This is a genomic window from Nocardia sp. NPDC060255 (genome assembly GCF_042727395.1).
Lineage (GTDB): Bacteria > Actinomycetota > Actinomycetes > Mycobacteriales > Mycobacteriaceae > Nocardia.
Genome location: NZ_JBHXAU010000007.1, coordinates 56,311 through 81,345 on the forward strand (window position 1 = coordinate 56,311; position 25,035 = coordinate 81,345).

Below are 25,035 nucleotides of genomic sequence, written 5' to 3' on the forward strand. Positions count from 1 at the left end.
ACAGTCTTGCTCGGAAATCGGCCTGAATCCAAGTTAGAGAGTGATCGTTCTCTACTATGGAAAGGTGGAATCGAGCGGAGGGCTGCGGCATGTCTGAGTGGCGGCTGGACGGCAAGGTGGCGGTGGTGACCGGCGCGGCGTCGGGGATCGGGGCGGCGACGGCCGTCGAATTCGCCCGCCGCGGTGCGACATTGGCGCTGGCCGATATCGATGAGGTCGGAATCGAGGAAACGGCACGCCTGGTGGCGGCGCTCGGTGTCGAGGTCAGTACGCACATCGTCGATGTCGGGCACGAGGACGCGATCTATGCCTTCGCCGACACCGTCGAAAGCCACTGTGGCGGAGCGGATATCGTGCTCAACAACGCCGGGGTCGCGGTACTCGGGGATGCCGTGACGATCAGTGACGACAGCCTGCGCTGGATCGTGGACATCAACTTCTGGGGCGTCGTGCACGGCACCCGGGCATTCCATCCGATTCTCGAACGATCCGGTGGCGGCACCATCGTCAATGTGTCGAGCGTATTCGGGTTGCTCGGCATGCCGAGTCAATCCGCCTATAGCGCAACAAAGTTCGCGGTACGTGGGTTCACCGAATCGGTGCGAATGGAACTGTTGCTCGCGGGCTCACCCGTGCGCGTTATGGCGGTACACCCGGGTGGGATCCGGACCAATATCGCGCGGTCCACCCGGATCGAGGGCACCGGTGTCGCGCGTGCCGATTCCGCCGCGGCCAATGTCGCGATGTTCGACCGGATGGCGCGAACGTCGCCAGAACAGGCGGCAGTGGCGATTGTCGACGGGATCCGGCGCGGTAAGGCGAAGGTCCGGATCGGCGCCGACGCGGTGGTGCTGGATGTGGTCCAGCGGCTGTTCCCCGTCGGCTATCAGCGCATCATGCTGACCGTGATCAAGCGTGGCCTCCCGGCATTGAAAAGAGCATCGGCAGAAAAGGAATCATGATCCGTACCGAACGTGACGGCACCATCTGACCGTGTGGCTGAACAACCCGCCCTACAACTTCTTCACCAGTGAGATCATGACCGCGCTATTCGTCAGCCACTACGACGTCGCCGAAATCCGTTTCGGTTCGTGACGCCCGTCATAGAGATCGGTCGCCTTATCCACGGACAGTTCACCGAGAGTTAAATCCGATCTCAGTAAACTTTCGCACCAAGGGGGTTACGGGGGAATTCATACGTTGGATCGAGCCTCGCTGGAGGGCCGGTGGAGGTTCGTCGTGGATATCGATGTGGGTGACGCGGGCACCGACACTCTGGAACAGAGTGCCGGGAAGCGCAGTATTCGGCTGATTGCCGTGCTCGGCGCGCTGTCCGCGTTCGGTCCGGTCACCACCGACCTCTACCTGCCGAGCCTGCCGCAAACCGCTTCGGCACTGCACACCTCCCAGTCGGGGGTGCAGTCGTCGCTCACCGCGTGCCTCATCGGACTCGCGTTCGGTCAGCTGGTCGTCGGTCCGATCAGTGACGCGCGAGGCCGGCGCGGGCCGTTGCTGGCGGGCATGGTGCTGTTCTGTGCTACCTCGCTGCTGTGTGCGGTCGCGCCGAATGTGCTGGTATTCGATCTGTTTCGGCTGCTGCAGGGGCTCGCGGGGGCGGCGGGCATCGTCATTTCGTTCGCCGTTGTCCGGGACGTGTATCAGGGTGCGGCGGCCGGAAAGGCCTTCTCGATCCTGCTCGCCGTGAATGGCGTCGCGCCGATCATCGCGCCGGTGGTCGGCGGTCAGTTGTTGCGATTCGTGGACTGGCGTGGGGTGTTTCTGGTCCTCGCCGGACTGGGCGTGGTGTTTCTGGCGCTCGCCTATCGCTGGGTGCCCGAGACCTTGCCGGTCGATCACCGGCGTGGTGGCGGAATCGTGATGATGGGCCACGATATGCGACAGGTGGTGCGGGACCGGTCCTTTGTCGGTTATGCCCTCGTTGTCGGTTTGTCGTTCGGTGCGATGGTCGCCTATATCTCCGCGTCGTCGTTCGTATTCCAGGAGGTGTACCGGGCCTCGCCGCAGTTGTTCAGCGTCTTTTTCGCGATCAACGGCGCGGGAATCCTGGTTGCCAATGCGGCCAACGCCCGCCTGCTGAGTCGGCGTACACCCCGCTCGCTATTGGATATCGGTTTGGCTGGATTGGCGATCGGCGGCCTGGCGGTACTCGTCGTGGTCGCGGTGGGCAGCCTCGGCCTGGGGTTTCTGGTGCCCGCGCTGTTCGTCATGGTGGCCTCGATCGGATTCATCATGCCGAACGCCACCGCACTCGCACTCGAGCCGCACGGCGCGACGGCCGGCAGCGCCGCCGCCGTGCTCGGGTGCACGCAGTTCCTGTTCGGCGCGGTGGTGGCGCCGCTGGTCGGGCTCGGTGGGGTCAGTGCGATCCCCATGGGCGTTGTCGCCATCACTTTGTGCACGCTCGCCGTCGTCGTCCGAACGGTGCTGTGCCGTCCGGAGATTCGGGTCGACGGTGCTTCGAGAATTCCAGGGAGTCGAAGGCGATGGAACAAGATGTCGTCGTGGTGGGCCTCGCCTGCCGATACGCGAACGCGCGCGATTCCGGAGAGTTCTGGCGAACGTTAGCGACCGGACACTCCGACATCGCGGAAGTCGGCCCCGACCAATGGGATCGGGACCGCTTCTTCGCGCCGGGCGACCGCAACCCCGGGAAGATCAACACGAAGTGGCTGGGCAAGCTGGCGGGGGCGCGCTACTTCGACAATGCGTTCTTCAACTTGTCGCCGCGCGAAGCGGTTGCCATCGATCCGCAGCATCGACTGCTGCTGGAGGAAACGTGGCACTGCGTCGAAGATTCCGGGCTGCCGATCGACCTGCTGCAGTCGGGCCGCACCTCGGTGAACGTCGCGCTGATGGCGCAGGACTACCTGATCAAGGGCATCTCCAACAATAAACAGGTCGACGCCTTCGATCCCACCGGCAACTACGCCTGCATTGCGGCCAACCGAATCTCGTTCCTGCTCAACCTGAACGGGCCGAGCAGAGCCGTCGACACCGCCTGCTCCGCCTCGTTGGTCGCGTTGGCGCAGGGCCGCGCCGACCTGCTCACCGAGGACTGCGATTTCGCGCTGGTCGGCGGGGTGAACGTGGTCTGCTCGCCGTGGCGGTATCTGGCGTTCTCCCAGTCGCGGATGCTCAGCCCTGATGGACGGTGCTTCACCTTCGATCGGCGCGCCAACGGGTACGTCCCGGGCGAGGGCGTCGGCGTGGTGCTGCTGACCACCCGCGCCAAGGCCGAACGTCTCGGCTGCCACATCTACGGTGTGCTGCGCGGTATCGCCACGAATCACAACGGGCACAACCGGAGCCTCACCGCGCCGAGCGTCGCGGCGCAGGCGGACGTCATCAACCGGGCACTGGCCGCCGCAGGGGTCGAACCGTCGGCGGTGAGCTATGTGGAGGCGCACGGCACCGGAACCAGCCTCGGCGATCCCATCGAGATCGAGGCGCTGAACAGCGTGTACGGCCGGGATCGCGGGTCGCCGCTTGCCGTTGGCTCGGTGAAGACGAACATCGGCCATGTCGAGGCGGGCGCCGGGATGGCCGGGCTGATCAAGGTGCTGCTGATGCTGCGGCACGGTCGCATCGCGCCGACGTTGAACATGGAGATCCACAACCCGCTGTTGCATGCCGTCGGTGCCACCATTCGCTTCCCGAATGCCCTCGTCGACTGGCCCGCCGAGCAGGGGCCGCGGACCGCGGGGATCAGCTCGTTCGGCTTCGGTGGTGTGAATTGCCATGCGGTGGTTCAGGAATACGAGGCGCCGGTCGGGCGTCGCGCTGTCGCATCGCCGCGCACACCCGCCGTCTTCACGCTGGCGGCGAAAACACCTGAGGCACTCCGCAATACGCTCGCCGCGTGGGCGATCGAACCGCGTTGGGCCGAACCGGAATTCGTCCCGCAGCTGTGTCACGCGGCCAATCAGCGGCTACTGAGCCTGCCGTATCGGCTCGGCGTCCCGGTTGCTGACATCCCGGACCTGCTTGCCGCGGTACGGCGGGGCCAGTTGAGCTCCGTCCGGCACGTCGCCGCGCAGCCCGAGCCGGTGGTGTTGCTCGCGCCGCACGACACGACCAGTGCCACAGCGCGTCTCACGGCCGTGTCCGACTCCGCCGCCGGTCGAGAGCTGCGCGCGCTGATCGCCGATCGGGACGGCGAGTTCGCTGCGGACGGGCGGCTCACGCGATTCGTGGCACACCTCGACGGGCTTGCCGAGTTGACTCGGCGTCGGGTGGCGATCACCGAGGTGGTCGCCCTCGACGCGGTCGGCGCCGCCGCGGCACTCGTGCACGCGCAGGCGATTCCGATGGAGGAGGCCGTCGGCGCGCTGCTCGTCGACGATCCGCTGGTGTTGCAGGCACCGCCGCAGTACACCGTGCTGGTCGGCGGGGAATGCCTGCTACCCAACGAGATCGACGCGGACTACCTGCACGACCTGGTGACCGGCTGCGCCAGCACGCTGACCGAGGTCACGCCGTACATCACTCAGGCAGCGCTGCTATTGGACCACCAGCACACCTTCGCCAGGGCGCTCGGCCGGTGGGAGCAGTTGCTCTCTGCCCGAAGCTTTTCGGTGGTCGACGCTATTCGCCGGTTCGCCGAGGTGGCGCCGGAACTCACGCCGGAACAGCTTGCTGTGCTCGCCCTCGCGGTGAATGTGGCGGCGGGCGAGATCGATCGCGCGTGGGGATTGACGCCGCCGGGGTGGTTGCCGCCCGCAACCGCGGAGTTGGCCGTGTTGATCTGCGACGGCATCGTCGACCGAAGTGACGCCGTGGCAGCGCTTTTCGGCGCGGCCGAGCTGACAGCTCTCGCGGACAGCGCGCGCGGCCGGACAGTGGTGCGATCGGCGCGGCTCACCCGATTCGGCGCGCTGACGAAGCGGACCGAGCAGGCATACACGGGTCGTCGACTGGAGCTCCCTGCTCCGGGTGCCGACCTCGCTGCCGCCGTCGCCACGCTCACCGAACGTTCCTCGGCCGTGGTCGTGCTCGGCCCGCTGGACGGCGAGCCGGCTGGTGATGTCGTGCGGATCGCGGACGGCGACCTGCGCACCATGACCGCGGCATTGCTCGAATTATGGTTGCGCGGTTGCGATGTCGATTGGGCCGGACCGCAGCTCGACGAAACACCACGGCTGCCGGGATTGCCCGGCTATGTGTTCGACCAGCACTCGTTCTGGCATGAGGACACCGATCTCCGTATCGACGGCCAGGTGCCGTCGGCTCGGCAAACGCCGGAATCGAGTGGTGACGTTTCGGCTGAAAGTCCCGACTCGTCCCCGGCGTTCGCCGGGAAGACTGCGGTGACGTCGGTCCCTGCGGTTGCCGGAGCGGCTGCGATCAGGTCGCAGTTGGAACAGCTCCTGATCGCGCTGATCGCCGAGGCGACCCGTTCACCCAGCCAGAGTCTGCATACTGCAACAGAATTCGCGGACATCGGCATCGATTCCTTGATCATCCATACCCTCAACCTGCAACTCTCCGAACGGTTCGGCGACATCGCCGCGACCCTGTTCTTCGAATGCCGCAACATCGGCGAGGTCGCCGCCCGGATCCAGCGCGACTATGCCGACGGCGTCCACAAATACTTCGACTCGGCGCCGGCGCCCACAGCGACAGTGGCACCCGCAATCCCGCCCGCGGTGGACTCGGCATCTCCCGCCGTAGCGCCGACCGCGCTCGCCGTGCCGGCGGCACCTGCCTCTGCGGCAGCCAAGGTTGCCGTACCTCCGGCGGAACAGCTCGTTGCGCGGCAACGGGTTCCGCGTGAGCCGGCCGCGGACGGCATCGCTGTGATCGGGTTCGATGGCAGGTTTCCCGGGGCTGACTCGGTGCCGGAGTTTTGGCGGAATCTTTGTGATGGAGTGGATTCCGTTGCCGAGATTCCGGTTGAACGGTGGGATCACGCCGAGTACTTCGATCCGCAACGGAATGTGCCGGGCAAGGTCTATTCGAAGTGGGGTGGATTCCTCTCCGACGTAGACCTTTTCGACGCTGCGGCCTTTGGTATCGCGCCGGTCGAGGCGGCGTTCATGGATCCGCAGGAGCGGCTGTTCCTCGAGGCCACGCGTGGCTGCTTGGAGGTCGCGGGCTACTCGCGGGAGCGGATCGCCGGGGAACATGACAATGCGGTCGGCGTTTATGTCGGCGCGAGTTTCAACAACTACCAGCTCGTACAGCATGAAGCGGCGGGCGCGGATTCTTATGTGCCGATCAACTCGCAGACCTACGCGGTGGCAAATCGTGTCTCGTATCTCAACGACTTCCGTGGCCCCAGCCTGACTTTGGACACGGCGTGCTCGTCGTCGCTGTACGCGCTGCATCTGGCGTGTGAGAGTCTGCGGCGCGGCGAGTGCTCCCTCGCGGTCGCCGGTGGCGTGAACCTCACGCTGCATCCGTCGAAGTATCAGATGCTGGCGCAGTACCAGTTCCTGTCCTCGGATGGCCGCTGCCGCGCCTTCGGTGCGGGCGGCGACGGCTACGTGCCTGCCGAGGCGGTCGGGGCGTTTCTGCTGAAGCCGTTGGCGGACGCGGTATGTGACGGTGACCGGGTCTACGGGGTGATCCGGGGGAGTGCCCTGACGCACGGCGGCCGGACCAGCAGTTTCAGTGTGCCGAGCCCGGCGGCACACACCACGGCCATCGAGCGCGCGCTCCGGCAGGCCCGCTGGACGCCCGACACGATCACCTACTTCGAGGCGCACGGCACCGGCACCCGGCTGGGCGATCCGGTCGAAATCGCCGCTATCCGTTCCGCTTTCGAGACGGAAACGCCGCGACGGCAGCAGTGCGCGATCGGTTCGGTCAAATCGAATATCGGGCACGCCGAGGCAGCCGCCGGCGTCGCCCAGTTGGCCAAAGTGCTACTGCAACTGCAGAACCGCACCCTGGTCCCCTCGCTGCTGCACGCCGAGCGCACCAATCCGGCCATCGATTTCACCAACTCGCCGGTCTACGTCCAACGGACCCTCGAGGACTGGGATCCCGCCCGGATGGGCGCGGGTGCCACCTCGCGTCGCGCGGGACTGTCCTCGATCGGCGCGGGCGGCACCAATGTTCATGTCCTGATCGAGGAGTACCAGCCTTGAATGCACCCGTACCCCGATACGTCCTCGGCGTTTCCAGCCACACCGCCGAAACCCTTGCGGGCCAAGCCAGCACCCTCGCTACCTACTTGGCCGGTACCGAACAGGATCCCCGTCGAACGGCCTTTGCCGGCACCGTGACCCTCACGGCCGTAGCCAAGACCCTGCTACGACACCGAGCAGGGCTGCCGCATCGCTTCGCCTTCGTCGCGGCCGGACTGTCCGACGCGGTCGAATCCCTGCGCTTCTTCGTCGAACATCAGGACAGCGGAAACCAGCTGCGGGGCAACGGAATCTACGCGAGCCGGGTCGAGATGGACTCGTTCGGCGACAGGTTGGCCGCAGATCAAGAGTACGTGCGCCAACTAGCCGCCGACGGATCCTACGACCGGCTGGCCGCCCTATGGTCTGTGGGCTTCCCGATCGACTGGAGCATCGTTTACCCGGAATTGGAAGCTGAGCTACCCGCGTACCTACCGCCCACCCCGCTGACGCGCCAACGGTTCTGGCCGACATCCGCCACGCCTGTCGCCGAGGCTGCCGTTGCCATGCCAGCAGCGGTCGCCCCCACTGCGACTGCGCCGACTGTCGTGCCGGTCCTGTCTACTTCGGCGGGCACGACCGTGCCGACAGCCGCGACCGGCGGGTCTGCTGCGTCTACGACGAATGCTGCGCCGGGCGCGCTCGAAACCGGCGATGGGGACCTGCGCGCTGAGCTGGCAGAGCTGCCGTCGGCGTTGCGGCGTCAACTTCTGCGCGGGCGGTTGCAGGGGTGGATCGGGGACGCCCTCGCTTATCCGGATGGTGAGTTGCCTGCCGTGGACATGGGGTTCTTCGACATCGGTATGACCTCGATCCAGCTGGAGGAGGTTCGTGTTCGGATCGCTGCCGCGCTGGGGTTTCTGCCCGATGAGACGACGGCGTTCGACTATCCGACGATCGCCGAGTTCGCCGAATATCTCGAGCGGTCGCTCGATAGTGCAGCGGCCCAGCCGGTTTCGGTTCCCGAGGTACCGGCCGCCCGCGTCGCGGAGTGGTCCGATGGCGAGAACGCGCTGACCGCATTGGATTCCGCTGCGATCGATGAGTTGTCGCCGGTGGAGCTCGAGCGCGTGTTGACGGCGATCCTCTGATGACACCCGAAGAAGAGAATGGGCAGCTCAGGGCACTGTTGCGGAAGTCGCTCGCGACGATTCGGGAACTGAACCGAGAGACAAGCGGCCGTACCGCGGCACCCGTTGCCATCATCGGCACGGCATGCGAGCTGCCCGGCGGGGCCGATTCACCGGAGGCCTTCTGGGAGTTGCTGAACTCCGGAAAGTCCTGTGAGCGTGATGCTCCCGCGAGTGAATGGCTGCGGAACGTACACAATCACTATTTCGCGCAGCATCCTGCGGCGGCGCCTTATGCGTCGGCGAACTATCTCGATCGTGACGTAATGCGGTTCGATCCACGGGCTTTCAACATCTCGCCGAACGAAGCGCGCGAGATGGACCCGACTCAGCGGCTGGCGTTGAAGCTCACCGCGCAGGCGCTGGAGCGGGCGGGATACAACCCGTGGCGGATGACGGGCAAGGTCGGCGTCTACTTCGGTGTGATCGGCGGCGAATACGGCGCGCTGGCCCGGAAGTCCGGGGAGCCAGGTCATTATGTGGCAACCGGCACGCTCGACAGTGTGGTGTCCGGGCGTATCAGCCACACCTTCGACTTCGCCGGTCCCGCGCTCTCCATCGATACCGCGTGCTCGTCATCGCTGGTTGCCCTGCATCTGGCCTGCGAGGGCCTCCGGAATGGTGACTGCGATATCGCGGTGGTCGGCGGGGTGAATCTGCTGCTCGACCCGTCGGTGGTGGGAGCGCTGGCCGGATTCGGCGCGCTGTCGCTGGACGGCCGCTGCCACCCGTTCACCGGCGACGGGCAGGGCTACGGGCGCGGCGAAGGCGGTGCCGTTGTCGTGCTGAAGCGGTTGGCCGACGCCGAGCGCGACCGCGACGACGTACTCGCCGTCGTGCGTGCCACCGCGGTCAATCACGACGGCCGGTGCAGCGGCTTGACGGTGCCGAACGGACGAGCGCAGCGGCACTTGCTGACCGAGGCCTTGCGTAAAGCGGGTCTGCGCGGATCCGAGCTGGACTACCTCGAAACCCACGGAACCGGAACACCGTTGGGCGACCCGATCGAGCTGACGGCGGCCAGCGCCGCTTACTGCCAGGACCGTCCGGTCGACCGGCCCCTGATCGTCGGCGCCAACAAGGCCCAGATCGGTCATCTGGAGGCCGCGTCCGGACTGGCATCACTGCTCAAAGTGATTCTGGTGCTGCAACATCGCCGTATCCCGGCCCAACCTGGATACGACGCGCTCAGCCACACGATCGACTTCGAAAAACTGGGCTTGCGAGTCCCCGGCACACACCTGGACGTCCCAGGACGCGAATTGGTCGCCGCGGTCAGCTCATTCGGATTCAGCGGCACCAACGCGCACGCGGTGATCGAAAGCTCCCAGGATCGAACACGGACCGCGGGCATCGAGCACCGCACGCACGCACTGCTTCTCGGTGCCCGCACCGCGAACACATTGGCCGCCACCATCGATGACGCGGTGCGATACCTCCGAGCCACACCGAACGCCAACGCCGAGGACGTGTGCTTCACCTACGCGACAGGACGCGCGCACGGCCCCTTCCGCACCTACGTGACTGGTACGAATCGTGACGAACTGCTCGACGCACTCGAAACCCTCGCCACTACCCCGCATTTCACCACCCGCTCCCGGCTGACCCGAACCGGTCCGCTGAAGCCGGTCTTCATCCTGTCCGGACTGATTCCGCAGCAACCGGATCCGCGAGCCGCCGCCTGGTATCGCTTGTTCAGCGGTTTCCGCAGCGGCTTCGACGCCGTCGCCACCGCATGGACGGCACATCGCGGCACGCCACTGCCGCGGGGGAGCCGCACGGACAGTCCGGCGGCAGCGGCGTGCCACCAACTCGCCGTACTGTCCGGCCTGATCCGAATGTGGCACAGCTTCGGCATCGAACCGGAGATCTGGTGCCCCGACGGCATCGGCATGTACGCGACGGCCTTGGCGACCGGTGCGCGCAGTGCCGAGTGCATTGTCGGCGAATTGATCGACTTGTTCGTCACCGCGCCGGATGAGCCGAGTTTCCTGTCGCCGACCGGCGTTGCCGCGCTGCGGCTCCCGGCGGGAACCGGCCCGGCAATGCGAGAGCCCGCGCAGGCGTTCCGTTTCGAAGCCGCCGTGATCTGCCCGGCCACCGGCGAATTCCTCAGCCCGCGCAGGGCACTGGAGCCGGACTACTGGCGGCAGGCCGCACAGGCGACGCCCGACCTCGGCCGCACCGCGCGGCTCTGCGCCGGCCATGAGGCGCGGGTGGCGGTCGTGCTCGGCCTCGAATCGGCGCCGACGCGGACGCGGGCCGACGCACTGACCGTGGTCGAGCTCGCCGCGGACCCGGACGCACTGCTGGCCGCCCTGGTCCGCCTGTACGAACTGGGCGCGGAGGTGAATTGGGCGGCCTGGTACGAGGACACGGGCGCTCGTCGTGTCCGGGTGCCTACCTCGGCCTACGAAGAGTCGGTCTACGTCCTGGAATCGCTGCAGGAGGAGCCGACCGCCGTACCCCTCGGTGACCCACTGGAACCCCGCACACATCCCTCACCGCGCGGCAGCTCCGAGCTTGACTTCGTGCTCGCGAGCACCGTGCTCCCGCTGGCCGACACCCACAACATCGTGCACATCGGCTATTTCGTCGAGATGCTGCTCCGCGCGACCGCCGGGCTCGTCCCGGACGCCCGCTTCGACATCGCCGAGATAACCTTCAGCACCGCGCTCGTCGTCGCGGACAAGCCGGTATCGGTGCGGCTGACCTTCGACGACCTCGACTCCGCCGCACCACGGTTCGGTTTCCACTCATTGGTCGATGCGAACACGAACCGCTGGCGGACGCACGTCTCCGGAGTGCTCGCGAAGCGCTCCGACCCACCGCCGGTCTTCGCCGAAATCACCGGCGCATCAGTCGGATCCGACACTGTGTACACCGGCCCCGAGTTCTACGCCGCCCTGCACGACCGTGGCCTGCGGCTGGGGCCGAGCGTCCGTGCCGTCGGTGCGGTGCGCCGCTCCGGAACTGTCGCCATCGCGGATATCGACCCCGCGCATGTCGTCCGCACGGAACGCGCGGCGGCCCGCGTCGCTCCCGGCATCCTCGACGCGTGTGCCCAGGTGTTCCACGTCCTCATGCCGGACGTGGTTCCGGCAGGTGCCGCGTTCATGGTCGAACGGATGGCCGGCGTGATCGTGCGACCCGGCGAACCGGTTGCGCCACAGACGATCCGGGTCGACGGCGTCCAACTCGCCCCCGACGGCAAGAGTGTGACCGGCCGATTCGCCCTATTGGACGCCGACGCGGCCACGATCGTCGAATGCCGAGCCTGCACCGTCCGGTGGATCGACAGCGGCATCGACTCGGTGATCGCGGCCTCGGACGCATCGGCGGACACGCTGTGCCTGTCTCCGGATGAGATCGCCGAAATCAGTGCGGCACAGGGCTCCTCGGCACAGCATCTCCTCGAGGCCGCGATAGGTCGATTGATCGCCGAACTGACCGGCATCCCGGCCGCCGACCTCAGCCCCGCCGACACGACGGCCGCGCTGGGCATCGACTCCATCCAGGCGACCCGGTTGTACCGGGCAATCGAACCGGTCAACCCGCGCGGGCGCATCGAGCTGAGCGATCTGGTGCAAGGCATCGCCATCGCCGAGCTGGCGACCCGGCTACGCGCCGACGCGAGTTCCTCCTCAGCCGAGCAACTCCGGAAACCGTATCTCCCGCCACGCAATTCCACCGCGCCACTCCGGCTCCTCTGCGTCCCGTACGGCGGCGGCAGCACACTCCTGTTCCACGGCTGGCAATCCCTACTCCCCGCCGACATCGAGGTCTGCCCGGTCGCGTTACCCGGCCGCGGCACCAGACTCGCCGAACCCTTGGTATCCGACGTCTACCGCATCGTGGCCGAACTGACCGACGAAGTACTGCGTTCCGGCGACGAACCATTCGCTCTGTACGGCCACAGCGCAGGCGGATTGATCAGCTACCTCCTGGCCCTCAACCTGCGCGAGCGCGGCCACCCAGGACCACGCCACCTGTACATCGGCGCATTCAGTAGCCCTGACCACACCGGCAACCCCTTCTATCTGGCTTGCCGGGAGGAGCTCAGGCAGGCGGGTTACCGAGACCTGCCGAGCGACAAGGAGATCCGTGACCTCACGGACCCACAGCTCGAAAACCTCGCCGCGCTACTACGTTTCCCCGTCCCCGACGCCGACGCGGCTTTCCTGCGGATGGCATTGCCGATCCTGGCCAACGACATTCGCATGGTCGGCAGCTTCCGTCAGACCGAAGCGAAGGTCCTGGACGTGCCGATCACCGCCCTGCACGGCCGCGACGACGACCGCGTCACGGAGGCGAACATGCGCGGCTGGTCCGCTTGGACCTCCGCAGAGTTCGACCTGCACGTCCTGGACGGCGACCACTTCTTCCTGCACCCCGAACAACGCCGCAAAGACGTGCTGGACATTCTCGCAAGGGGTGCTAGATGAGCGGATTCGCCACCACACCAACGCAATACGACGTGATCATCGTCGGCGCAGGCCCCGTCGGCCTTTTCACCGCCGTGCTGCTCGGCCAATATGGCGTGCGCACATTGGTGGTGGAACGCAGACAGGAGATGTACACCTACCCACGCGCCATCGGCATCGACGACGAAACCATGCGTGCCATGCAGGCGACCGGCATTGCCGCCACCCAACTTCCACAACTCCGGTACTCGCCGACCATCGAATACCTCTCCCCGGTCGGCTATTCGCGCTTCCAACCGCCCGCTACACCGGGCCCGTTCGGCCACCCGTTCCTCGCCACCTTCCTCCAGCCGCGCCTGGAAGCAGGCCTGCGCGTCCGATTGACCGAACTACCCACAGTCGAGCTGCGCGAGGGCACCGAATTCGTCGACTTCGACGAGGCGGGCGGCATCGTCACTCTGATGCGCGACGCAGACGGCCGGGAACAGCGTGCCGCCGCCCGCTACCTGCTGGCCTGCGACGGCGGCCGCAGCCGTGTGCGCCAGCAACTCGGTGTGGAACTCCTCGGCGCCACCCAGCAGGAGAAGTGGCTGGTGGTCGATGTACGTGACGATGACGTACTCGCCGCGGCCATGCGCGACCGCCACCAGGACGCCGCCGATCAGCCCATGGTGTCGATCTCGCTACCGGAGGGCCTGCGCCGCATCGAATGCCGACTGCCGACGGCGACCGCACGAGCCGAAACCGTTGGGCCGGAGCTCATTCAGGACACACTGCGCCCCTTGGTCGCCGATCACCCGGTCGACGTCGTGCGAGCCGCGGTGTACGAGCGCTACTTCCGGCATGCCGAACAGCTGCGCGACGGAAACGTTTTCCTGCTCGGCGACGCCGCCCACCTCGTTCCGCCCTACGGCGGCCAAGGGCTCTGCTCCGGCGTTCGCGACGCGATCAACCTGGCGTGGAAGATCGCCTTCGTGCTCCAGGGCCGCCTGCCCGCCGACATCCTGGACAGCTACGACACCGAGCGCGGCGGACACCTCACGCGCACCGTGGCCTTCGTGCGGCACCTGGCCCGCCGGATCGAGGGTGACAGCGGCGAGGCCCCGGACGCCGTCGAACTGTTGGTGGAAGACCAGCGCCGCGCCAAACCGGCACCCGAATACGATGTCGGCTTCTTCGACGAAAAAGCCGGTGGCGGAAAGATGTTCCCGCAACCGGTGGTACTGCACGAAGGCCACACCCAACCACTGGACGACCTCCTCGGTGATGGCTTCGCGGTGCTGGCGCGAACACACAGCCGCATCTCCGCCATCGGCTGGCGCGCGCTGCTCGGCGCCGACACGGTGGTCGCCCAGGTGCGTGCCCACGGGGAGCCGAGCAAACCCGGGGTGCTCGTGCTCGACGACGTCACCGGCGATCTGGTGCGCGCCATCGGCGACGCCGACTTCGTTGTCCTGCGGCCGGATCGATTCGTCTTCGCCGCGTACCGCGACGCGATGGCCCCTCGGATCGCCGAGTGCCTGTCGGAGTGGCAACTGTCCGGTGGAGGTGCCCGGTGATCGAAAGCCGGAACGGCACAGGGCAGGTCGACGTACTCATCGTCGGCGCGGGCCCGGTCGGGCTCACCATGGCCTTGGCCCTGGCCAACAATGGGGTGCGATTCCGCATCGTCGACAAGCTCGACCGCTGGTCGGAGCTGAGCAAGGCGATGACGCTGACCCCGAGGACCCTGGAATGCTTCCGGATGCTCGGCGTGGCGGACCACTTCCTGGAGGAGGGCATCCTCTCCCGCCGCATCCACCACTACACCCAGCGACGAAACCCCATCGCGGTCACCGATCTTGCCGAGCTCGACGGCGAATTCCCCGGCGTACTGCATCTGAGCCAGCGCAGGACGATCGAAATCCTCACCGCCGCACTGGCCGAGCGCGGCATCCTCGTCGAACGCGGCCTCGCGCTCACGGAGATCGAGCAGTTCGGGGCAGTCCACATCTGCACCATCACGACGGCCGACGGTGCCGTCACCACGATCGAAGCCCGCTATGTGGTCGGCGCGGACGGCAGCCGAAGCCGGGTGCGGGACGTGATCGGCACCGCCTTCGACGGCGCGGAACAGTCGGAGACGTTCATCATGGCCGACATCGAAATGGCCGGTTTCCCTTACCATCCCGAGGATCGGCACGCGTTCTATCTGGATGAGGGCACCTTCTTCACCATCCTGCCGATCGATGGACGCTACTTCCGCCTGATCTCCACCTCCCGCACCGCGTCCGCGGACGTCGACGAGGAATTCATCCTGCGCCGATTCGACGCCCTGCTAAGCACCGTCGGCCTCGCACACGTGAAACTCGGAGATCCGTTCTGGCTCACCCGCTTCAATCCACGCCAGTATCTCGCCGAACGACTACAGGTGGGCGGCATCTTCCTCGTCGGCGACGCTGGGCACATCCAAAGTCCTATCGGCGCACAGGGATTGAACACCGGCATCCAGGATTCGATGAATCTGGCCTGGAAACTCGGCAGCAGCCTGCGGCACGGCGGCACGGCCGTATTGCGCAGCTATCACGATGAACGACACCCGGTCGCCCAGCACCTCTTCGCCTACAACAACATGCTCAGCGAACGCATCTTCGGCCGCAATCGCCTCAAGCGGCAGCTGCTGCGCTACCAGAACTATCTGCTCCGCCTGCCCAAGTTCCATGCCGACGAGCTGGCGAAGGTCAGCCAATTCCGGGTCGGCTATCCGGCGGGCGGCCTCTTCGCCCGCCCCGAATCGGGCAGCACGCCGGGCGGGCCGCGCGTGCGCGTCGGACAACGCATGCCGCACTGCGCCTTCGAGACCGCGCACGGTCACCCGCTCCGGCTACTGGACGAACTGGGTGCCTACCGGCATGTGCTGCTCATCTTCGCCGGCGAGGACACCGTTGCGCCGGAAGCGTTCTCGGCGCAGGCCGGGCACGAGACCGTCAGCTACGTCGTCTACGACCGGCCGTCACCACGACAGAGGTACCGGCGACCGGTGGGCGGCAACGTACTGTTCGACGTTTCCGGCCGTTGGCGTGCACGGCAACAGCTCGCACCACATACCGGCGTGCTGATCCGCCCGGACGGCTACGTCGCGGCGATATTCCGGCACGGCGACCATCACACCCTCGAAACCTATTGGGACCTACTCACATCGCACACCGAGGACGGACAATGAAGGCACTGCGTTTCGACCGGATCGGCTCCCTCGACGCCCTCGTCCTGGCGGAAGTGCCTCGGCCACCGGCGGTTTCGGGCGAGGTCGTCGTGCGCATCCATGCCGCCGGCGTGAACCCGAGCGACTTCAAGAACGTACTCGGCAAGTTCCCGTACACCACGGTGCCGCGCACCCCCGGCCGCGACTTCGCCGGTGTCGTCGTGGACGGCCCCGCCGGATTGCTCGGCCAGGAAGTCTGGGGCAGCGGCCGCGAACTCGGTTTCGTCCGCGACGGCTCGCACGCCGAGTACCTCGCGCTCCCCGCGGCCGGTGTCGCCCGCAAACCCGCCACCCTGTCCTTCGCCGAAGCCGCCGCCTCCGGTGTGCCGTACCTGACCGCGTGGGAGGCCGTCGAGCGCATCGGCGTCGGCGCGGACACGAGTCTGGTTCTCATCGGCATGGGCGCGGTCGGCACGGCCGCCTACCTGCTCGCCACCGCTCGTGGCGCGGATGTCGTTGTCGGCGTGCGCCGTTCGGAGCATGCCGGCGAACTGCGCGCCCGCGGCATCGAGGCGATCGTGCTGGACGACACCGAGAAGTTCGCCGCACAGGTGCGCGATCGCTTCGCCGACGGCGCCCAAGCCGTATTCGACACCACCGGCTGCTGGCTGCCCGCGGCGATCACCGCGCTCGGCACGGGCGGCCACATCGCGGTGATCGCCGCACCCGCGGACGGTCACGAGCGCGTGCCGGTGCTCGATCTCTACCGCCGCGGCGGCACGCTCGTCGGCGTCAATTCGGCCAGGCACGACACCATCGCCAGCGCCGCCTCGCTCAACAGCCTCGGCGAGCTGTTCGACTCCGGTGCCCTGCCGGTGCCGACCGGCATCGTCGCCCGGCCGCTGGACCAGGCGGTGGCCACCTATCGCGAGCTGGCGGCGGGAGCGAACGATAAGTTCGTCTTCACCGATACGGAGCACTGAACGATGCCCGTCTTCGTTTTCCCAGGCCAGGGTGCACAGTTCCCCGGCATGGGCAAGGAACTGTTCGACGAGTTCCCCGACCTTATGCGCGAGGCGGACGCGGTCCTCGGCTACTCGGTGCGCGAGGTGTGCATGGAATCGGGTGGCGCGCGCATCGCGCAGACCCGATACGCCCAGCCCGCCATCTACACCGTAAATGTCTTGACGTACTTACGTTTTCAACGCAAGTCGCCGCTGCGGCCGTCGTATCTGCTCGGCCACAGCCTGGGGGAGTACTGCGCGCTGTACGCGGCAGGCGCATTCGACTTCGCCACCGGGCTGGAGCTTGTCGCCCGGCGCGGCGAATTGATGGCCGAAGCCGACAGCGGCGCGATGGCCGCGGTGGTCGGCCTCACCGCCGAACAGGTCGAGGCGGTCAGGCCAGGCGACGGAATCTGGGTCGCGAACCTGAACACGCCGCATCAGGTGGTGATCTCCGGCGGCACCGAGCAAATACGTTCGGCGCGCGACGACTTCCTCGCCGCGGGCGCGACCCGCTACGTCGTGCTACCGGTCAGCGGCGCCTTCCACTCGCCGCTGATGGCGGACGCTCAGACTCGCTTCGAGGAGGTGCTGGCCGCCGCGCCGCTCCGCGACCTCCGAATCCCCGTGGTCGCCAACCTGACCGGCGAACTCCACACCGACACCGGGCTGCGGGCCTCGCTCGCCGCGCAGATCTCCGCGCCCGTCCGCTGGGCCGACAGCATCCGATTGCTGTTGCACCGCGGCGAGACCCGTTTCGTCGAAACCGGTACCCGCCGCGTACTCACCCCGATGATCGAGAAGATCGCCGCCTGAACGTGACTACTTCTCGAACTGGGCCCGCTTCCAATCCCCGTACGGCTCATCGCGTTCCCGTACCGCTTCCCGGAAACCGGTAGTGGCCGACCGCAATTGGAACGCATATCCCTCGCGGGTATGCCGGGAGATACCGTCGAAAACGGTGCTGATCATGCCGGAGTTCGCCACCCCTTGCGCGAGCAACGCACTGTTGAGTGCCAGCTTCGCCATCACCAACTGATTGATCGGCATCCGGGCAATCCGTTCGAGCAACGCCTCGGTGCGCTCGTCGAGTTCGTCGGCGGGCGCGGATTCGACCGCGAGCCCCCATTCCTCGGCCTGCTTGCCGGACAGGCAGTCGCCGGTGAACAGCAGCCGCTTGGCGCGCTGGTCACCGAGGCGGTGCGCCCACATACCCGCGGCCGGAATGCCCCAGACCCGAGTGGGCGGATAGCCGATCTTGGTGTCGTCGGCGCAGATGATCTGGTCGGCATAGAGCGCGATATCGGTGCCGCCCGCGACGGCGAACCCGTGCAGCTTGGCGACCGTCGGCTTGTTCGCGTGCAAGAGGCTGGCGAAGCCGCGATTGAATCGGCTCATCATCGCGTAGTCGACCATCGGATCCCAGGTACCCCAGGGATTGTGGTTGCGGGCCTGGACCACCGGATCGAGCACGGTACCGGTGGACGAATCCGCCGACTCGCCGGAATCGAAGCCACTCTCGGCGAAGATCGACAGGTCGTAGCCGCCGCAGAAGCCCTTGCCGCGCCCGGACACCACCATGACGTGCACGCGCGGATCGAGATCGGCCCGCTCGACCGCGTGCGCGAGCTCGACGGGGGTGTCGGCGGTGATGGCGTTGCCGTGTTCGGGGCGGTTGAAGGTGATCCGCGCGATCCGGCCGGTGACCTCGTAGGTCAGCGTGCGATAGCTGATTTCGGTCGGCGGCAGCGCGCGGTCGGCCCACGGCGAGTCGGGCGCTTCGGTAAGTCCCTCGTACCAAGCGGCCGGGCGGGTGCCGGAATGATTCTCGAACTCTGACAAGAGGGTTTCCTGACTACTGCGGGGACGGCGAACTTCTCACATATATTACATACTTGTGTCAATTGACGGAGCGCTGTAATACTGATTCATGGCCACCCACGCGGTAACAAACCAGGTTCCCCCGCTCGTCGACTACGACGCCGCCGAGCAGCCGGTGCTGCTCGAGGCGCTGCACCGCGCGGGCGCCGCACACGCCCTCGACGAGCTGCACGAGATCGGCCGACTGGCGGGCAGTGCCGAAGCCATCGAGCTCGGTGATCTCGCCGAGGCACATCCGCCCACGCTGAAGACACACGACCGCTACGGCAACCGGATCGACGAGGTCGTGTACGACCCCAGTTATCACCGGTTGATGACCCACGCGGTCGGCTTCGGTCTGCACGGCGCGGTGTGGGCGGACACCCGGCCGAATCCGCATCTGACGCGGGCTGCGAAATTGAGCGTGTGGGGTCCGGTCGACGCGGGCCACGGCTGCCCGATCTCGATGACCTACGCCGTCGTCCCGGCCCTGCGCGCGGCACCCGAACTCGCCGCGCAGTACGAACCCCTGTTGTGCGCAAAGGAATACGATCCTGTGCTGCGTGCGCCGCTGACCAAGCGCGGGTTGATCGCCGGGATGTCGATGACCGAAAAGCAAGGCGGCTCGGATGTTCGGGCCAATACCACCGCCGCCACGCCGATGTCCGACGGGACTTACCGGATCACCGGGCACAAGTGGTTCACCTCCGCGCCGATGTCGGATGTGTTCCTGGTGCTCGCGCAGGCGCCCGGCGGGCTTTCCTGTTTCTTCGTCTCGCGCGTGCTGCCCGACGGCACCCGCAATACCTTTGCGCTGCAACGGCTCAAGGACAAACTGGGTAATCACTCCAATGCCAGCAGCGAGGTCGAATACGACAACACGGTCGGCTGGCTGGTCGGTGACGAAGGCCGCGGCGTGCCGACGATTATCGAAATGGTGAATCTGACCCGGCTGGACTGCACCATCGGCACCGCCACCGCGATGCGCACCGGTGTCGCCGCGGCCGCGCATCATGCCGCGCACCGCACGGCTTTCGGTGCGACGCTGGCGGATCAGCCGTTGATGCGCAATGTGCTCGCCGATCTCGCGATCGAGGCGGAGGCGGCTACCACTGTCGCAATGTGGCTCGCGGACCTCACCGATCGGGCGACCGCCGGGGCGGACGGCGCCGACCAGTTGCGCCGAATCACGTTGGCGGTGAGCAAATATTATGTGTGTAAGCGCGGCCCGATCCACGCCGCCGAGGCGCTGGAATGCTTGGGCGGCAACGGTTATGTCGAAGAATCGCGGATGCCGCGGCTGTATCGGGAGGCGCCGTTGATGTCGGTCTGGGAGGGGTCGGGCAATGTCGCCGCGCTCGATACGCTGCGCGCGATGGCCAAACAACCGGAAACCCTCGGCGCCTTTTTCGACGAAGTGAAACGCGCCGCCGGTGCCGACACACACCTCGACGCCGCGATCGTCCGGCTCGAACAGCAATTCGGTGATTTCGACACCATCCAGCATCGCGCCCGCCGCATCGTCGGCGATATGGCGCAGGTACTTCAGGCGTCGCTGCTCGTTCGCTACGGGCATCCCGCGGTGGCGGATGCGTTCACCGTCAGCAGGCTCGGTGGTGAACACGGCGACGTTTTCGGCACCCTACCGACAGGTATCGATACGGCCGCGATCATTCAACGCGCCACACCCAAGACGGGCTAGCGGAAACCGACCGGCACACTTCGTCGGATGGCACTACACATCCGAGGTGACGAGTAGCTGCTCCGCGAATGCCATGAATTCGGTTCGGAACGCCGCGTATTCGGCGCGCAGCGCTGACCCGGGCCAGTCGGCGGGCAGCAGCGGATCGGGTAGCAGCGGGTCATCGAGAATATGCCGCACCGCCGCTGCCGCCACCTCGAACCGCGCCCGCAACGAGGACGAACTCGCGAACTCGTGCAGCAGCCGTTGCGCGTCGCGAGCCCAAAGTTGTGGTGCGAAAAGGGTTTCCGCCATCGCGACCGGCGCATCCTGCGGCACCGCGGTGAACACCGAAACTCGCCGGCCGGCCTCCGGCCCGAGAACGATCTCGATGTTCGCGGGCCGGGTCCACACACCCTCACGTAATTCGCCGAGTTTGCGGGCGCGCATCGTGTCGCGGAAAGCGGTCCGGGCGGGCGCATCGTCGCCGACGGTCGTCACCACCGCCAAAAACCATGCGCCGTCCCAGGTTTTCACCACGGGGCGCACCGCGGCGTCCTGCCTGCGTTGTCGCTCGATCAACCGATCCGAGAGCCGATACACGCCATTCGCGCGTTCCAGATCACCCATGGCCACCATCCGGGTGAGCGCGACCCGCACGGCCGATTGCTGCAGGCCGAGTTCCTCGGCCACCGAAACGATCCAGCTGACCGGCGCCTCCGCCGGATGCGCGCCGAGCAACGCACTCAGAATTGCCGACCGAGCGGTCAGCTTCCGCACGCGCATCGCCACACATCCCCGTCCTCTCCGAGTTACCGCCTGCCGAACTCCGGCGGTCGAACCCGAAATTCTACCGACGAGCCCGCCACCACCCGCCGCGCGACATCGCCCGCCCGAAGTCCGCGGCGTGGGCCGTGAACCGGCGATGTGTCCGGCCGAGGCACGAATCCCGTGGTACGGCTAGTTCGCGTTGTTATATGCCGCGACAATGTCGGCGGGGATCCGGCCACGGGTCGATACGTTGTGCCCGTGCTTCCTGGCCCATTCGCGGATCGCGGCTGTTTGCTCGCGATCGGTCGCGGAAGTCGCTTTGCCGGTGCCTTTCCGCTTCGCCCGACCCGTCTTGCGCGCCTTTTCCGCCCACGGCTCGAGCGTCACCCGCAGCTTGCCCGCGTTCTTGGTGGACAGATCGATCTCGTAGGCCACGCCATCGATCGAAAATTGAACTGTTTCATTCGCTTTCGACTTGCCGTCGTAGTCGTCGACGAGGGTGACGGTGACTTTCTTGGCCATGGGATGCGTCCTTCGCGTAGTCACGAGTAATTGCTCGAAATACTAATACCGTATCTTATCGAACTCGGCGAGGAGAAAAGGACTGTGCCGCAGAACTGCCGGGAGCGAATGCGCGCGGCTGCGCGATCAACTGCACAACCATCCGATACGTCCGACTCAGCGTAGCGATTCTGCCGCCGTCGCGGCTATCGCCGAGGCGACCGCGCTCAATGCCGGTGAGTCGAGCCGCCATTGCTGCCAGTACAGCGGGACATCGATGAATGCCGCGCCGTCGATGGCCACCAGCTCGGTAGTTCGGAAATTGCGTGTTTGCAGGTCCGGCAGCATGCCCCAGCCCAATCCGAGCCGAACCGCCGCGAGGAAACCGGCCGAAGAAGGGACATAATGCCGCGGCGGATCCAGCGGTTGCCTACTACGGCGGCGCAGGTGACGGTCTTGCAGATCGTCTTTGCGGTCGAATAGCACCACCGGTGCCGCGGCAAAAAACTTGGCGGTGGCACCGTCGCCGAACCAGGTGCGCGCGAAGTGCGGTTCGGCCATCGGCCGGTAGCGCATCGCGCCGAGTCGTTCGACTGTGCAGCCCTGCACCGGGGTGGACGTGGCGGTGATCGCCGCCATGACCGTGCCGTCGCGCAGCAGCCTGGTGGTGTGCTCCTCGTCCTCGCGGTGAATATCGAAGCAGACGCCCTGCGGTGCCGCGGTCAGCGCGGGCAGCACCCAGGTTTCCAGTGAATCGGCGTTGACCGCGATGGACAGTCGGGCCGGGCGATGTGCCTCGCCGAGTTCGGTGGCGGTGTCACCGGCGAGCAGTTCGATCTGCCGGGCCAGCCGCAGCACCGCGAGCCCGGATTCGGTGGCGCACACCGGTTTTGTGCGCTGCACCAAGACCCGTCCGGCCGCGTCCTCCAGCGCTTTGATGCGCTGACTGATCGCGGACGGGGTGATCCGCAGGCTCTTGGCGGCGGCGTCGAAGGTGCCCTCGGTGATCGCCGCATTCAAGGCGCGGAGCTGATCCAGCTGGAGATCCATGTTAAGGAATCGTAATGGTAGTGCAGAAACTTTAGTTTGCCTTGAGATAATGCCGTGCTTAGCGTCGATGGTCATGGAAGTGTCTTCGGCCGCCCTGGCGGCCCTGTCCGGTCTCGGTTTCGGACTTTCGCTGATTGTCGCCATCGGCGCGCAGAACGCCTTCGTGCTGCGCCAGGGGGTGCGCGGACAGCATGTCTTCGCCGTGGTGGCGGTGTGTGCGCTGTCGGACATCGTGCTGATCGCGGCGGGAGTCGGGGGATTCGGGGTTGTCGTCCAATCGGCGCCCGTCGTGGTGACGGTGGTGCGGTACGCGGGCGCCGCGTTCCTGCTCGGCTACGCCGTCCTCGCGGCCCGCCGGGCTTTCGCGTCCACCGCACTGATCGTCGGATCAGCGGGCACGACGGTCGCGCTCGGGGCCACCGTCGCCACCACGCTGGCTCTTACCTGGCTGAACCCGCACGTCTACCTGGACACCCTGGTCTTGCTCGGCTCCCTCGCCAGCACCTACGCCACCCCTGACCGCTGGTTCCTCGGCGCGGGCGCGATGCTCGGCAGCATCGTCTGGTTCACCGCGCTCGGTTACGGTGCCCGGCGGCTCGGCCCGCTGTTCGCCCGTCCCGTCGCCTGGCGCGTGCTGGATTCCGCTATCGCCGTGGTGATGACGCTGCTGGGTCTGGGTCTGTTGCTCGCGGGCCCCTCGATGTGACGTCGAAACCCGTTGGTTTTCACTGTTCCAGGCCGGTGGACAAGTGAAATCCACGCCCGGTCAGCGGAAACTCGAATGTTGCCACGATGCGGTATCGAGTGTTGTTCGGCGAGAACAGGGTTGGCTGCGCAGACGGCGTGACGGGAGACACAGCCCGCATTGCGTCCGGGGCTGATTGGGGTCAAAGGGCCCGGGTATGCGGCGAATGACCGACCACACCCGAGTTGGAGGAGTTCTTATGACCACGGACAACAGCGGACCGCGCGAGGCCGTCGAGGGCGTCGTCGAAGACGTCAAGGGCAAGGCCAAGGAAGCCATAGGCATTGTCACCGGGAAGGAAGGCCTGAAGAGCGAGGGTCGCGCCCAGCAGGACAAGGCCGAATCCGAGCGTGAGGCAGCCAAGAAGGAGGCCGAGGCGGAGAAGGCACGCGCCGAGGCCACCCTGAACGAGGCTCGCCAGAGTGCTTACGAGAGCGGCAAGGAATCCTAGTCGCCAGAGCTTGCGGCGGCGCGGGGACGATATTTCGTCCCCGCGCCGCCGATTTATGTTGCGCTGCGGAACATTTGGGCCGCCTGCTCCCGCTCGGCGAGGATCTGGCGCCGTCGCTCGGCCATCGCGGCGGCCGGTGAGCCGCCGGACGTGAGCGCCGCGGCGAGAGCCGCCGCATCCTCGATGGCGTCGCGGGCGCCGACACCCGCGGCCGGGGTGATCGCATGATCGGCGTCGCCGCACAGGATTACCGGAGTCCGCGGCGGACGCGCGTCGGTGAGCGGCACGGTGCGCGCGTTGGAGACGTGCACGGTGGTAGTGGCGGCGAGCACGGTCTCGACGAGTTCGGGGATCGCGACGGCACCGGCCCGAATTGGTTCCGCCCAACCGTCAAGAGACTGAGATCCGATGTCCTGCATGGCAAGCGGGCCGCGGGTGAGGCGGGTGAACCAGACCGAGATCGCGGTGTTCCAGAAGTGCCCGAACGTGCCGGCAGGCCGGCCGTTGTCGTCGAGCTCCCGGTGGAAGTGCAGCACGGACGGGTCGGTGTCCGGCTGGATCGGCCGGTCGGTGATGCCGTAAATGATGATCTGGCCGGAGTATTCGGCGGTGCGCTCGGGTTCGAGGTGGCGCCGGGCGAGGGAGTCGATGCCGTCGGCCGCGATGATCACGTCGTCGGCCGGAACCGGGTTTCCGCCGCTGAAGAGCGTTCCCTCGGTGCTGTTCAGCTCGGTGACCGGGGTGGCATAGTGCAGCTCGGCCGTTGTGCCGGTGGCGAATTCGGTCAGTGCGCGCATGAGCTCGGCGCGCAGGTACAGCCTGCGCCCGGTGCGGGAATCGCTGCGGATCACCCCGGAATGGTCGGCAGCGCGCAACTCGGTCAGCGGATACGAGGCCTCGTGCAGTCGATCGATCCCGACGCCGAGCCCGGTCAGCGCGGCGTGCGCCCGATCGTCCAGTGCCAGAAAGTGTCCCGCGCCGACGACCGGTTGACTCTCATACACCGTGACCGGCCGCTCGTTCCGCGCGAGCGCACCGGCAAGCAAGGTGCCCGCGATTCCACCGCCGATGATCGTGACCATGCCC

The 25,035-nt window shown here is 66.7% G+C and carries 17 protein-coding genes; 12 read left to right on the top strand and 5 right to left on the bottom strand.

The features are described from left to right. Positions 1-89: 89 nt before the first annotated feature. From ACFWF1_RS15645 to fabD, 9 genes are all read left to right on the top strand, one after another. On the top strand, positions 90-962 hold the full coding sequence (locus ACFWF1_RS15645) for an SDR family NAD(P)-dependent oxidoreductase (protein WP_379282647.1): 873 nt from the start codon (positions 90-92) through the stop codon (positions 960-962). A 277-nt stretch (positions 963-1,239) separates the two neighbouring features. Further along, positions 1,240-2,586 (top strand): multidrug effflux MFS transporter, encoded by a 1,347-nt coding sequence (locus ACFWF1_RS15650; protein ID WP_379282649.1) that lies wholly within the window; start codon positions 1,240-1,242, stop codon positions 2,584-2,586. Next, positions 2,505-7,112, top strand: coding sequence for a beta-ketoacyl synthase N-terminal-like domain-containing protein (locus ACFWF1_RS15655; protein ID WP_379282651.1), 4,608 nt, complete (start codon positions 2,505-2,507; stop codon positions 7,110-7,112). The genes ACFWF1_RS15650 and ACFWF1_RS15655 overlap by 82 nt, the downstream gene beginning before the upstream one ends. Further along, on the top strand, positions 7,109-8,242 hold the full coding sequence (locus ACFWF1_RS15660) for a phosphopantetheine-binding protein (protein ID WP_379282653.1): 1,134 nt from the start codon (positions 7,109-7,111) through the stop codon (positions 8,240-8,242). Before ACFWF1_RS15655 ends, ACFWF1_RS15660 begins: the two co-directional genes overlap by 4 nt. Continuing rightward, positions 8,242-12,726 (top strand): beta-ketoacyl synthase N-terminal-like domain-containing protein, encoded by a 4,485-nt coding sequence (locus tag ACFWF1_RS15665; RefSeq protein WP_379282654.1) that lies wholly within the window; start codon positions 8,242-8,244, stop codon positions 12,724-12,726. Before ACFWF1_RS15660 ends, ACFWF1_RS15665 begins: the two co-directional genes overlap by 1 nt. Further along, positions 12,723-14,264 (top strand): FAD-dependent monooxygenase, encoded by a 1,542-nt coding sequence (locus ACFWF1_RS15670; RefSeq protein ID WP_379282655.1) that lies wholly within the window; start codon positions 12,723-12,725, stop codon positions 14,262-14,264. The genes ACFWF1_RS15665 and ACFWF1_RS15670 overlap by 4 nt, the downstream gene beginning before the upstream one ends. After that, entirely contained in the window at positions 14,261-15,907 is a 1,647-nt protein-coding gene (locus ACFWF1_RS15675) for an FAD-dependent monooxygenase (RefSeq protein ID WP_379282657.1), read from the top strand. The genes ACFWF1_RS15670 and ACFWF1_RS15675 overlap by 4 nt, the downstream gene beginning before the upstream one ends. Then, positions 15,904-16,869, top strand: a complete 966-nt coding sequence (locus tag ACFWF1_RS15680) for a zinc-binding alcohol dehydrogenase family protein (protein ID WP_379322189.1) — start codon at positions 15,904-15,906, stop codon at positions 16,867-16,869. The genes ACFWF1_RS15675 and ACFWF1_RS15680 overlap by 4 nt, the downstream gene beginning before the upstream one ends. Before the next feature lie 3 nt (positions 16,870-16,872). Beyond that, positions 16,873-17,706 carry an ACP S-malonyltransferase gene (gene fabD, locus ACFWF1_RS15685; protein WP_379282661.1) on the top strand — a complete coding sequence of 278 codons (834 nt, stop codon included), beginning with the start codon at positions 16,873-16,875 and terminating at the stop codon, positions 17,704-17,706. A gap of 6 nt (positions 17,707-17,712) precedes the next feature. Here the strand turns inward: fabD and ACFWF1_RS15690 are convergent, their stop codons facing one another. Then, on the bottom strand, positions 17,713-18,732 hold the full coding sequence (locus ACFWF1_RS15690) for a crotonase/enoyl-CoA hydratase family protein (protein WP_379282662.1): 1,020 nt from the start codon (positions 18,730-18,732) through the stop codon (positions 17,713-17,715). An 88-nt stretch (positions 18,733-18,820) separates the two neighbouring features. Here ACFWF1_RS15690 and ACFWF1_RS15695 point away from each other — a divergent pair, with 88 nt between their 5' ends. Further along, the gene (locus ACFWF1_RS15695) at positions 18,821-20,452 is read left to right on the top strand and encodes an acyl-CoA dehydrogenase family protein (RefSeq protein WP_379282663.1); all 1,632 of its coding nucleotides are present in this window, start codon (positions 18,821-18,823) and stop codon (positions 20,450-20,452) included. A gap of 33 nt (positions 20,453-20,485) precedes the next feature. On the opposite strand, the gene ACFWF1_RS15700 is transcribed toward ACFWF1_RS15695, so the two are convergent. The 3 genes from ACFWF1_RS15700 to ACFWF1_RS15710 all read right to left on the bottom strand — a co-directional run bounded on the left by ACFWF1_RS15700 (position 20,486) and on the right by ACFWF1_RS15710 (position 22,753). After that, on the bottom strand, positions 20,486-21,217 hold the full coding sequence (locus tag ACFWF1_RS15700) for a PaaX family transcriptional regulator C-terminal domain-containing protein (RefSeq protein ID WP_379282664.1): 732 nt from the start codon (positions 21,215-21,217) through the stop codon (positions 20,486-20,488). A 174-nt stretch (positions 21,218-21,391) separates the two neighbouring features. Further along, positions 21,392-21,724 carry an Lsr2 family protein gene (locus ACFWF1_RS15705; RefSeq protein WP_357382689.1) on the bottom strand — a complete coding sequence of 111 codons (333 nt, stop codon included), beginning with the start codon at positions 21,722-21,724 and terminating at the stop codon, positions 21,392-21,394. A gap of 156 nt (positions 21,725-21,880) precedes the next feature. Further along, positions 21,881-22,753, bottom strand: coding sequence for a LysR family transcriptional regulator ArgP (locus tag ACFWF1_RS15710; protein WP_379282665.1), 873 nt, complete (start codon positions 22,751-22,753; stop codon positions 21,881-21,883). Between the two features lie 73 nt (positions 22,754-22,826). Between ACFWF1_RS15710 and ACFWF1_RS15715 the strand changes: the two genes are divergently transcribed. Together ACFWF1_RS15715 and ACFWF1_RS15720 are read left to right on the top strand one after the other, a co-directional pair. Continuing rightward, positions 22,827-23,459, top strand: coding sequence for a LysE/ArgO family amino acid transporter (locus tag ACFWF1_RS15715; RefSeq protein WP_379282666.1), 633 nt, complete (start codon positions 22,827-22,829; stop codon positions 23,457-23,459). Positions 23,460-23,697: 238 nt separating this feature from the next. After that, positions 23,698-23,949 (top strand): CsbD family protein, encoded by a 252-nt coding sequence (locus tag ACFWF1_RS15720; RefSeq protein WP_379282667.1) that lies wholly within the window; start codon positions 23,698-23,700, stop codon positions 23,947-23,949. A 53-nt stretch (positions 23,950-24,002) separates the two neighbouring features. Here the strand turns inward: ACFWF1_RS15720 and ACFWF1_RS15725 are convergent, their stop codons facing one another. Further along, a complete protein-coding gene (locus tag ACFWF1_RS15725) occupies positions 24,003-25,031 on the bottom strand; it encodes an FAD-dependent oxidoreductase (protein WP_379282668.1) in 1,029 nt (342 codons plus the stop codon). Positions 25,032-25,035: the final 4 nt, after the last annotated feature.